The organism is Bacillota bacterium (assembly GCA_030705925.1).
Classification (GTDB): Bacteria; Bacillota; Clostridia; order Oscillospirales; family Feifaniaceae; genus JAUZPM01.
The window spans coordinates 20,182-31,199 of sequence record JAUZPM010000022.1 but is presented as its reverse complement, the minus strand read 5'-3'; the positions used below and the strand labels follow the sequence as shown (position 1 = coordinate 31,199).

Here is an 11,018-nt window from a genome sequence, read left to right as displayed (position 1 = left end):
TGCACTTTCTGCAGTTTTAAACTGGATATCCGTTTACAGCCGTTTTTCTTCCTTTAGTATGGGTATGTTTGATATTCCTGCTATTGTTTATTATCTTAGCGTGACCTCACTATTTCTGTTTCTGACCATGCGTGTAATCGAAAAGAAAAGGTATGCATAAAGAAATAGTTTTGAGGACGCTTATATTCAAATTAGGTGTGCCGCTCGCCAAAATAGCGGAACCGTATATTAATGCGGTGTATGGAGCTTGATATGAATAAAAAACTGTTTGCAAAACGGAGTTTTAAATATGGCGCAGCATCCACGGCTTTAGTGGCGATATTTGTTGCGGGCCTTGTATTAATAAATATTATTTTTAGTGTACTTGGTCAAAAAGTTACATTAAAATTCGATATAACTCCGGAGAAAATCTATGAAATATCCAACGATACAAAAGACTATTTAAAAAAGCTTGATAAAAATGTTACAATCACGATAATGGTTCCTGAGGCGAAATTTGATGCAAATGCGTTAGAAATATTAAAAAAATATCCTAAGCTTTCGAATAAAATTTCCTTTAAGGATATAGACTTAAACGTTAATCCTGGATACGCAAAAAAATATAATTCAACAATTAACTATGATTCTATTTTGGTTGAGTGCGGCAGCAAATATAAAGTAATATCAGATTCAGATTTGTACCAAATTGACTCTTCAAACAGCGATGGTTCTTCAAGTCAGCAGCAGCAAATCACAGGGATAAAAGCAGAGCAGCAAATCACATCTGCTATTATGTATGTGACTAGCGATAAGACCCAAAAGTTACTGACAACGACAGGACATGAGGAAACTGTCGGATCCGGACTCAAAGATCTTTCTACAAGCAATAATTATGATTTAGAAGAAATAAACTTAGTTGAAAAAGATATCAGTGATGATACAAAAATGATTGCTATCGTTGATCCCCAGCGTGATTTTACGGTAGAAGAAATAGACAAGCTTGACCGGTATACTGACCGCGGTGATGTAGGAATCATGATTTTCCTAAGCCCAACAGTAAAGGATCTTCCTAACTTACAGAATTATATGGCAGAATGGGGACTTGAACCGCAAAAGAATATAATTCTGGATAGTGAAAACAGCATTGCGGATCCTTCACAAATTATTTTGCAATCCGGTGACAGTGATTACACTAAGAATTTAAGTTCTAAACTTATGACTCTTATTCAGGGATCCAGCTCTATTAAACGCTTATTTACGGAAAAAGGATCTTTTGCAACAGAAGATGTTCTTACAAGTTATTCTTCCTCATTTGCAAAAACTGGCGACTTAAGCAAGATTAACAGTAATACCAAAGAAAGCGGAGATCAAGCAGGCCCATTTACCCTTGTTGCCGCTTCACAAAAAATGATTACGGGAACTTCAACTGCTAAAAATAGCCGGCTTGTAGTATTTGGCTCACCTTCTTTCGTTTCAGACTCTGCTATTCAAACATCAATATACTCAAACTCTGAATTGATACTCGGAATAATCAACAGTGTACGTGATTCAAAAGATTTGTTTGTTTCAACACCCAAATACTTTGAAAATACCTCTATGAGCATCACAGCTATTGAGTTTGTGGTTTATACATTTATCTTTGTAATCGTAATACCTCTGGCACTATTAGCAGCTGCAATTGTAATATTTATGCGGAGGAAGAATCTATGATCAAACCGTTCAAATATGCAATTATAGGGCTTGTTGTTGTAGGAGTGCTGGCAGGTGCATTGATTACAATTTCGCATATTCACAAGAAACCTGACGCTAAACAGCAGACTGAAACTAGTGAAAGCGATAAATCAATATTAAACTTAAAAAAGGAAGACGTTGATTACATAAGCTTTCACAATTCAAGAGGCGATTTTAAGGTAGTTGTAAAATCTGACGAGAGCTCTTACCTTGATGGAATGGATGTTCCATCTTCATCGTCAGCACTTGATACGCTTATTTCAAATGCTACCTCTATTACATCAACAAGTGAAATCGGCACCAATTTAGCTGATCTTTCACCGTATGGACTTGATAAACCGGATGCTACTTTTGAGGTCGTTACTAAGAAGGGTGATAAGCATGCATTTTCGCTTGGAATTGAAACACCTTTCAAAGATGGGTATTATTTGCTAGATAAATCAACAGGGAAAGTTCATACGATAAATACTTCAGCTGAGCGTCTTGCGGGCGTTTGTTATGAAGAATATGTAAAAACAGATCTAACGCAAGAGCTTACTGAGGATAACTACTCCAAGATAAACCTTATGCGTGTAACCAACGGCGCTGAAAAGTATCCGGTGATTGAACTCAAAACGGATAACAAGAAAACTGCAGAAAAAAGCAATGAGGACAATCAAATAGAGACTTCTCAATATGTTATTACCCAACCTGCTGGTTCGCTTGAAGTTAATAGTGATTATGTTTCGCTTTATATGCAGCCGTCACTTGCTCACATTACAGCTGAAAAAGTTGTTAAGATTCACCCAACTGCCACTGAAAAGGCAAGCTTAGGACTGGATAAGCCATACTATGCTCTTTATTATGAGATTGAGGGAAAAGGATATGGCTTTAAATTCAGCAAACCATCTGAAAACGGCGAAATGAATATGATGATGGATGGCATCGACGTAGTATATACAGTAAATAAGACAAATTTTACGATTCTGGATACAACATTAATGGGTGTTCAAAGCAGGGTGCTATATCTTGAGTATATAGACAAGATTGGATCATTAACTGTAAGTGACAGCACCGGAACAGTGACCTTCCAATTATCCGGCTCAACACAGAAAGATGCTAAAGAGCCTTTAAAAGCTACTCTAAATGGTAAAGATGTAGATACTGATAGCTTTAAATCACTGTACATGAATGCTATGAGTCTTTATATCGAGGGCGAACTTACCAGCGAAGACAAACCTTTGAAAGATGTAGCAACTATTACATTTACTTATAGAGATTCTACATCGCCTGTTGTTCTACAGTATAAAGAGCTTGACGCACGCCGGCTTGCAGTATCGCGTGACGGGAATATGAGATATTATACTCTGACAAAATATATTCAGCAATTTTTAGACAATGCGCATAAGTTAGAAAAAGGTGAAAAGGTCGAATTTAAATAATAGTAAAGGGAAGCGATATAATCGTTTCCCTTTTATTTTTATATCATAATAGGATAATTTTATTGACAAATGACGACAAAAAGTGTAACATTTTTTAGGTATGTGTATAAATATCCCTAATTAAATTGCAAGGAGAGATGTAAATGACTGAGCTCAAGGACAAGGTCAACGGTTATCTGCCGGACGAAACACCTTCGTGGGGAAAACTTATTTTATTTGCGCTGCAGCAGCTCTTGGTAATGTTTCCTGCAACCGTAACTGTGGCACTTCTTACAGGATTTCACGTTTCGACTACTATTTTCGCAAGCGGTCTTGCAACACTTAGTTTTCTACTTGTTACGCGTGGAAAGATACCGCTATATTACGGATCGAGTTTCTCTTATATTGCCGCAATATGCGGTATAACAGGAGTGGCAAGCGGAGCTTTGGCGCCGGATGCTCTTATTTCACAAGCACAGTTTGGTATAATTTGTTCCGGATTTGTATCAATTGCAGCAGGACTTATAGTAAGCCGCTTTGGAATGGAGTCTATTGAAAAAGTGCTTCCCCCAACGGTAACTGGCTCAATCGCAATGGTTATCGGAATTTCACTTGCCGGCACAGCAATGACGAATGCAGCAGGATTTAAAGATAATGCAGCTGACAGCAAGGCTTGGATAGCAGCTATAATTACGCTTCTTGCAACGGTTTTATTCTCTGTGTACTTAAAAGGAGTGCTTGGACAGCTTCCTATACTATTCGGTATAATCGTGGGCTATATAGTAAGTATTCCGCTTGGACTTGTTCATTTTTCAACGATATGGACAGGAACGCTTGTAAAAGCCCCTCATTTCACCCTTCCTACACCCAACTGGGTTGCAGTAGCGGCTATAATGCCTATTGCAATTGCAACTATACCGGAATCAACTGCTCATTTATTCCAGCTCGATATTTACATCAATGATCTTGCTAAAAGAAAAAATAAAGGTCCTTATAAAATTGCGGACAAGCTTGGCATTAACCTTGTTGGTGATGGACTAGGGGATATCATAGCTTCACTTTTTGGAGGCCCTGCCGGAACAAACTATGGTGAAAACCTTTCAACGATGGCAATAACAAAGGTATTTTCTACTGCAGTTCTAGCAGTTGCTGCTGTCATGGCAATGGTTCTTTCCTTTTTCGAGCCGCTTTCAAATGCGATAAATTCAGTCCCGACTCCGGTTATTAACGGCGCATGCATCTTTTTGTTCGGTGTAATAGGCGCTCAAGGTATTGCGATTATGATAAATAAAAAGGTTGATTTATTTGATGCAAGAAATCTTTCTGTAATCGCAGTAATTTTAATTATCGGACTTGGCGGTCATTACGGATTCCCTGGAAATAATATACCGATTTTCGGTGCAAAAATCCCTGCAATCGCAACAGCCGCTATTGTAGGTATCTTATTAAATCTACTTTTGTCAATCGGAACTGGAAAGAAAAAAGCAGAATAATTTAGAACTATTTTTTAAGGGGGCTGTTGCAAAACAGCCCCCTTATTTACGAATGAACATTTACGAAACCATCTTAAAATAAAGTAAGCTGCAGTGTTAACACTACAGCTTACTTTTGTATTTGGGGGGGGAGAATATGAAAAGTGCTTTCCGCATTTTTAATAATAGTCATTTAATCTTAAATTAACCTGAAAAAACTGCGAATAAATTGTTAATTAGTAATTTTACCTTAAGGCAATTTAACTGTAAAAATAATGCCCTGCGGCTCATTATGCCTTGCTTTAATACTACCCTTATGTGCTGAAACAATCCACTGCGCAATGGACAGACCAAGACCGGTTCCGCCATTCTCACGAGAACGAGCCTTATCCTCCCGGTAAAACCGTTCAAAAATATGAGAAAGTCCCGCATCGCTTATACCTATCCCTGTATCAGCAACCTCAATTACATTTTTTCCATCACCTTTATAACTGGACACTGTAATTGTGTTGCCTGACTCAGTATATTTAAGTGCATTATCAAGTAATATTACAAGGAGTTGATGGATTCTTGCCTTATCAGCATTAACTTTTGATTCCAACCTCAAGTCAAGCTTAAACGTTTTTTCCTGCTCTATCCCAATTTCAGCATAAGGCTCGCTTATTTCACTGATCATTTTATCAAGGTTAAATTCCTCGTAATTAAGCATTTGTTTAGCGCTGTCATATTGAGCTAAGGTCATAAGGTCTGCCGTCAGCTTGGAAAGCCTTCTGGTCTCTGACAGGGCAAGTGCAATGCTTTCGGATTTATCCACAATCTTTGACCCCGGGGTAGTGAGCATCATTTCAAGTTTATTCTGTATAATTGACAAAGGAGTACGGAGTTCGTGGGAAGCATCCTGGACAAAACGCGTTTGTCTTTCCCATGCAGATATAATCGGTCTCATAGTCACACGCGATAAAATATAACTTGCAGAAATAGCTAATATAAGAAGCACAGAAATAATAATTATTATTATTTTTAGATAATTGTTCAAAATCGCCTGTTCACCGTCAATATTTATAAGCACCTGTACATAACGTGGAGTACCATTTATGGTTGCTCTAAATGTTAAAGTCCGGTAATAATATTGTCCGCCAACTATAATAGTATGCACAATGTCAATGTTATTAAGGTCTGCAGGAAGATCGTTAAGTTTTTCAGATGCCAGGCTTCCAATATTAATAAAATTTACAGCTTTACCGTCTAAATCACGAATTATCGTATGTATTCGTGGGTTATCAACCCTGTTGTCTCGATTAGGCGGCGGTGCAGCATGATCAGAGTTCCCAGGCTGATCAGTGCTGTTATTTTGGTTCACATTGTTAATCTGGCTCGAGTTATTTTTCTGGTTTACATTGTCCAACCGTTTAAGTTTATCATTTTCTGTAAATTGTTCAAGACTACGAAGCCCTCGATCTACCTGGTTGTACATTGTGCTTTTAATCAAATTGAACGTTACTCCACCAAAGATAGAAAAAATTATTGCAAAGGCAATAAAATTAAAGAGCATATTTTTATATAGCTGTTTTCTTATTATCTTTTTTTCATTCATCGTTATTTTCCTCAGCGCTTAGTATATAGCCAACACTACGAATGGTTTTTAAGTATTTATCATAGCCATATTTTTTTAGTTCTTTGCGTATTCCGCTTGCATACACCTCGACTACATTAGTAGTCGTTTCACTGTCAAACCCCCAAATACGGTCAAAAATCTGGTCACGAGTAACAATAATGTTCTGATTGTTCATTAAATATTCCATTATGTCAAACTGTTTTCCTTGAAGTGAAAGAGAGTGACATCCTATTTTAGCAGTACGGCTCTTAGTGTTCAGCTGTAAATCTTTAAATTTCAAGACGCTGTCGGCAAATGCACCTGTGCTTCGGCGTAATATCGCTTCAAGGCGCAGTAAAAGTTCCTCCCTGTGAAAAGGCTTCACAAGATAATCGTCCGCTCCCGATCTAAATCCTTTTATTTTATCATTTATTCCATCTCTGGCAGTCAGTATAAGTACAGGCGTTGAAATGTGTTTTTCACGTATGGTAGACAGAATATCGAATCCGTTCATTCCTGGAAGCATTATATCAAGAATAATGACATCGAAAATATCCTGCTCTGCTTTAAAAAGGCCAAGTTCACCATCATAAGCCTTTTCGCATTCAAATATCTCAGAAATACACTCGCAGATACTGTTAGATAGCGCTTTTTCATCTTCGATAACTAAAGCTCGCATAGCACACCATCCTGTATAATAATGTTTTAATTATAACATGTAAGGGTTAAATTTGTGTTAAAAATAATAAAAATCTATGATACAATTAATTTGGAGGTGTCTTATGGAGTTTGAAAAATATTATATGATCCATTGGAAAGAATATTTTTGGTTTTTATTTGATAGGGCACTTCGTGTTATATTATACTTTTTTATTATTTGTTCTGTACTTTTCGTAACAATTATATTTACACTTTTTATTACTGGAAATTTATCAAATGACGGCTTTCTGTTTTGTACAGCTCTTTCAATATTTATTTTTTTGGATATGTGTCTAGCTTATATCCCTTCAGTTTATTTTGTAAATAGGTCAAACTTTGGCTATGATAAAAGATTTGCTGCCACGCAACATCTAGGTATTACTAGGGAAGGAATCACCTCCTCTTATGAACTTGGAGATATTCTATTACAGTGGGAGTATTTTAAAAAAGTTAAAGAAACAAGACATAACATCTATTTTTATATAACTAAAAAGCAATACACTTTTATTCCCAAATCAATACTAAACCAAACGGAAATCAGTACACTCCGCAATTGCATTATACAATTTTTTAATAATAAAAAGTCGGTTTGATTTTAGTCTTACCGGCTTTTAATTTTTAAATTACATATACTATAAACGAGTAATAAATCACTAAAAAATCATCTAAAATCTAAAAACATTTGGTAAATTTTATCTTCATAAATTGGTGACAATTTTTAATGTTTTTGCTACAGTATATAATGAGGAAATTTTTTGATTTGCTTATTTATTAATAACATATTTGTATTTTCCGGTTTTTTCCTTTAAAAAGGGACGACCTTGGATTAAATAAATAAAAACGAAGGAGTTGGACTATGCAAACATTGAAGATTACAGAGACAGTGTTGCGCGATGCACAACAGTCCCTTATGGCAACAAGAATGCCGTTTTCGGATTTTTCAGACATTCTTGAAACAATGGACAAGGCGGGCTATCACTCTCTGGAATGTTGGGGAGGGGCAACCTTTGATTCTTGTCTTCGTTTTTTAAAAGAAGACCCTTGGGAACGCTTACGTAAGATACGTTCAAAGGTCAAAAACACCAAACTTCAAATGCTTATGCGCGGGCAGAATATCCTAGGGTATAAGCACTATCCTGATGATTTAGTCAGGATGTTTGTCGCAAAATCCATTGAAAATGGTATAGATATTATACGCATTTTTGATGCTCTAAACGACCTCAGGAATATTCGTGTAGCTGTAGAAGAAACAAAAAAGCGCGGAGGACATGCTCAGGGTGCTATTTCCTATACAGTGAGTCCGGTGCATACACTTGAAAATTATGCAAAGCTCGGCCGTGAAATGGTCGAAATGGGTGTAGATTCAATCTGCATAAAAGATATGGCTGGAGTTATGGGGCCAAAGGAAGCTTATGACCTCGTCAAAGCTTTGAAAGAGACTGTAAAAGTTCCGATTGTTTTGCATTCACACTGCACAACCGGACTTGCTCAAATGACATACTTAAAGGCTGCCGAGGCAGGATGTGATGTTATTGACACCGCAATATCTTCTTTTTCAGGCGGAACATCTCAGCCCGCAACTGAATCCATGGTATACGCCTTAAGACAGCTTGGGTTCAACATAGAAGTAAAAGATAAAATTGTAAAGGAAATAAATGATTATTTCGAACCAGTTTTTGAGAAATATCTCAAATCCGGTCTTTTAGATCCATTCGTCATTACAACAAAGGTTGACGCTTTGAATTATCAGATCCCCGGAGGGATGCTTTCTAACCTTATATCACAGCTCAAAATGCAAAATGCCATAGATAAGCTTCCTGAAGTACTTGAAGAAACCCCGAAAGTCCGAGAAGATATGGGGTTTCCGCCGCTTGTCACACCAATGAGTCAAATGGTTGGCGTTCAGGCTACGATAAACGTATTAACCGGCAAAAGATATGCTAACATTACAAAAGAAGTCAAGGCATATGTGCGAGGTGAATATGGAGCGCCGCCAGCACCAATAAATAATGAACTTGCGCAAAAGGTTCTGGGGGAAAAGAAACCGTTTACCGGACGTTTTGCTGATACTCTTGAACCTGGATTTGAAAAAGCAAAGGCCGAAATAGGAGATCTCGCCCAAAGCGACGAGGATGTTTTATCTTATGCCGCATTCCCTCAGCCTGCTGAAAGCTTCTTTAAATTCAGGGAAGATAGGAAATCTAAAGTTTTTAAATATACCATTGTTAGCGTGGAATAAGATAAGAGAGGATAACTATGACTATTTCTGATTCAATTATGACAACAATAATTGGTATGCTGGTTGTATTCCTCGCACTCATCGTACTTGCCTTTTTTATCAGGATATTATCAGCTGTAATATTGTCAACCAAATCTAAAAATGTAAACAACGCTTCTGCTCCGGATACAGAAATAAAAGCTCAAGTATCGCCTAAATCAGAGCATTCAGGCTTAGAACTAATAGATACAACCGAACCAAATGCCGCCGTAATAATGGCAATTGTCTCTGACAAAACAGGCATTCCGCTCAACATGCTCAGATTTAAGAGCATTAAAGCCATAAAGTAAGGAGATTTAATATGAAATATGTTGTTACCCTTAATGATAAAAAATATGAGGTTGTCGTTGAAAAGGGTGAAGCAGTGATTGACAATGTATCAAATGCTGCCTCTCAGCCAGTGGCTACGGCACCTGCTCCTGTGGTGCAAAGTGCAGCGCCTGCTCCTGTATCCACTCCTGCCGCTCCAGTTTCAGGCGGTGAACGCATCGATTCCCCAATGCCGGGTACGATACTTGATATTAAAGTAACTGCCGGTCAATCAGTGAAAAAGGGACAACCTTTGCTTGTTCTTGAAGCGATGAAGATGGAAAATGATATAGTATCACCACGCGACGCAGTCGTATCACAGGTTTTAACCACAAAAGCTGCTTCTGTTTCAACAGGTGACCCGCTAGTCATACTCTCCTAAACGGGAGGTTTAATTATGTCATTTTTAGAAGTATTAAAGGATTTATTTTTGACCTCCGGCTTTGTTAAGTTGTCTACAGGAGAGGCTATAATGCTCCTTGTTTCATGTATACTATTATATCTTGCTATTGCCAAAAAGTTTGAGCCACTTCTTTTGCTGCCAATAGCCTTTGGTATGCTTATTGCAAATCTGCCTCTGAGCGGAATCATGAATGGTCCTATATATGACAATGCAGGCAATATGACTCAAGTCGGCGGTTTAATTTATTACTTATACCAGGGAGTTAAACTAGATATATATCCTTCACTTATATTTATGGGCGTCGGCGCTATGACAGACTTTGGTCCGCTTATTGCTCGTCCATCCAGTCTTTTTCTTGGCGCAGCGGCACAGTTTGGCGTATATATCGCTTTTAATTTCGCGAATCTTTTCGGGTTTTCACCTCAACAAGCAGCCTCAATAGGTATTATCGGCGGTGCAGATGGGCCGACAGCAATTTTTCTTACATCTAAATTAGCGCCGGAACTGCTAGGGCCAATCGCGATTGCCGCATACTCATACATGGCGCTCATCCCGCTTATCCAGCCTCCGATCATGCGTCTGCTGACAACTAAAAAAGAGCGTGAAACTAAGATGGATCAACTCCGCACAGTCAGCAAAACAGAAAAAATAGTTTTCCCAATCGTAGTTACAATACTTGTTGTTTTACTTCTTCCATCAGTCGCTCCGCTTATCGGATTTCTGATGCTGGGTAATCTGGTCAGGGAATGCGGTGTTGCAGAGCGTCTTTCCGACACGGCACAAAATGCATTAATTAATATCGTCACAATTTTCCTTGGCGTATCTGTTGGCGCAACAGCAAATGCTGAAACTTTTCTAAAACCAAAAACACTTGAAATCATTGCGCTTGGTCTTTTTGCATTTGCTTTTTCTACATTTGGCGGTGTTATCTTCGGTAAAATCATGTACGTTTTGTCAGGCGGGAAAGTTAACCCATTAATAGGTTCGGCAGGTGTATCTGCAGTTCCTATGGCAGCCCGTGTATCTCAAGTAGAAGGGCAAAAAGCAAACCCTTCAAACTTCCTTTTAATGCATGCTATGGGGCCAAACGTGGCAGGCGTTATAGGAACTGCCGTCGCTGCAGGATTTCTTTTAACGTTGTTCGGCAAATAAC

10 protein-coding genes are annotated in these 11,018 nt (G+C 38.0%); 8 read left to right on the top strand and 2 right to left on the bottom strand.

Annotated elements, in window-relative coordinates; all coding sequences use genetic code 11:
• Positions 1–252: 252 nt before the first annotated feature.
• The 3 genes from Q8865_05115 (at position 253) to Q8865_05105 (ending at position 4,603) form a co-directional block, all read left to right on the top strand.
• Positions 253–1,689, top strand: coding sequence for a Gldg family protein (locus Q8865_05115; GenBank protein MDP4152810.1), 1,437 nt, complete (start codon positions 253–255; stop codon positions 1,687–1,689).
• The gene (locus tag Q8865_05110) at positions 1,686–3,131 is read left to right on the top strand and encodes a DUF4340 domain-containing protein (protein MDP4152809.1); all 1,446 of its coding nucleotides are present in this window, start codon (positions 1,686–1,688) and stop codon (positions 3,129–3,131) included. The genes Q8865_05115 and Q8865_05110 overlap by 4 nt, the downstream gene beginning before the upstream one ends.
• A gap of 143 nt (positions 3,132–3,274) precedes the next feature.
• Entirely contained in the window at positions 3,275–4,603 is a 1,329-nt protein-coding gene (locus tag Q8865_05105; protein ID MDP4152808.1) for a solute carrier family 23 protein, read from the top strand.
• Between the two features lie 229 nt (positions 4,604–4,832).
• Here Q8865_05105 and Q8865_05100 read toward each other — a convergent pair whose 3' ends face one another.
• Complete coding sequence (locus Q8865_05100) at positions 4,833–6,176, bottom strand: HAMP domain-containing sensor histidine kinase (protein ID MDP4152807.1); 1,344 nt, start codon at positions 6,174–6,176, stop codon at positions 4,833–4,835.
• Positions 6,169–6,855 carry a response regulator transcription factor gene (locus Q8865_05095; GenBank protein ID MDP4152806.1) on the bottom strand — a complete coding sequence of 229 codons (687 nt, stop codon included), beginning with the start codon at positions 6,853–6,855 and terminating at the stop codon, positions 6,169–6,171. Before Q8865_05095 ends, Q8865_05100 begins: the two co-directional genes overlap by 8 nt.
• Before the next feature lie 103 nt (positions 6,856–6,958).
• Here Q8865_05095 and Q8865_05090 point away from each other — a divergent pair, with 103 nt between their 5' ends.
• The 5 genes from Q8865_05090 (at position 6,959) to Q8865_05070 (ending at position 11,017) form a co-directional block, all read left to right on the top strand.
• A complete protein-coding gene (locus tag Q8865_05090) occupies positions 6,959–7,468 on the top strand; it encodes a YcxB family protein (GenBank protein ID MDP4152805.1) in 510 nt (169 codons plus the stop codon).
• Between the two features lie 263 nt (positions 7,469–7,731).
• Positions 7,732–9,114 carry an oxaloacetate decarboxylase subunit alpha gene (locus Q8865_05085; GenBank protein ID MDP4152804.1) on the top strand — a complete coding sequence of 461 codons (1,383 nt, stop codon included), beginning with the start codon at positions 7,732–7,734 and terminating at the stop codon, positions 9,112–9,114.
• Between the two features lie 17 nt (positions 9,115–9,131).
• The gene (locus tag Q8865_05080; protein ID MDP4152803.1) at positions 9,132–9,443 is read left to right on the top strand and encodes an OadG family protein; all 312 of its coding nucleotides are present in this window, start codon (positions 9,132–9,134) and stop codon (positions 9,441–9,443) included.
• Positions 9,444–9,454: 11 nt separating this feature from the next.
• Complete coding sequence (locus Q8865_05075) at positions 9,455–9,844, top strand: biotin/lipoyl-containing protein (GenBank protein MDP4152802.1); 390 nt, start codon at positions 9,455–9,457, stop codon at positions 9,842–9,844.
• A 15-nt stretch (positions 9,845–9,859) separates the two neighbouring features.
• Positions 9,860–11,017, top strand: a complete 1,158-nt coding sequence (locus tag Q8865_05070; GenBank protein MDP4152801.1) for a sodium ion-translocating decarboxylase subunit beta — start codon at positions 9,860–9,862, stop codon at positions 11,015–11,017.
• Position 11,018: the final 1 nt, after the last annotated feature.

What these genes read in the sequence shown, in the direction of transcription:
- Q8865_05115 (MDP4152810.1), top strand. Translation starts at nt 253, where the DNA reads ATGAATAAAAAACTGTTTGCAAAACGGAGTTTTAAATATGGCGCAGCA.
- Q8865_05110 (MDP4152809.1), top strand. Translation starts at nt 1,686, where the DNA reads ATGATCAAACCGTTCAAATATGCAATTATAGGGCTTGTTGTTGTAGGA.
- Q8865_05105 (MDP4152808.1), top strand. Translation starts at nt 3,275, where the DNA reads ATGACTGAGCTCAAGGACAAGGTCAACGGTTATCTGCCGGACGAAACA.
- Q8865_05100 (MDP4152807.1), bottom strand. Translation starts at nt 6,176, where the DNA reads ATGAATGAAAAAAAGATAATAAGAAAACAGCTATATAAAAATATGCTC.
- Q8865_05095 (MDP4152806.1), bottom strand. Translation starts at nt 6,855, where the DNA reads ATGCGAGCTTTAGTTATCGAAGATGAAAAAGCGCTATCTAACAGTATC.
- Q8865_05090 (MDP4152805.1), top strand. Translation starts at nt 6,959, where the DNA reads ATGGAGTTTGAAAAATATTATATGATCCATTGGAAAGAATATTTTTGG.
- Q8865_05085 (MDP4152804.1), top strand. Translation starts at nt 7,732, where the DNA reads ATGCAAACATTGAAGATTACAGAGACAGTGTTGCGCGATGCACAACAG.
- Q8865_05080 (MDP4152803.1), top strand. Translation starts at nt 9,132, where the DNA reads ATGACTATTTCTGATTCAATTATGACAACAATAATTGGTATGCTGGTT.
- Q8865_05075 (MDP4152802.1), top strand. Translation starts at nt 9,455, where the DNA reads ATGAAATATGTTGTTACCCTTAATGATAAAAAATATGAGGTTGTCGTT.
- Q8865_05070 (MDP4152801.1), top strand. Translation starts at nt 9,860, where the DNA reads ATGTCATTTTTAGAAGTATTAAAGGATTTATTTTTGACCTCCGGCTTT.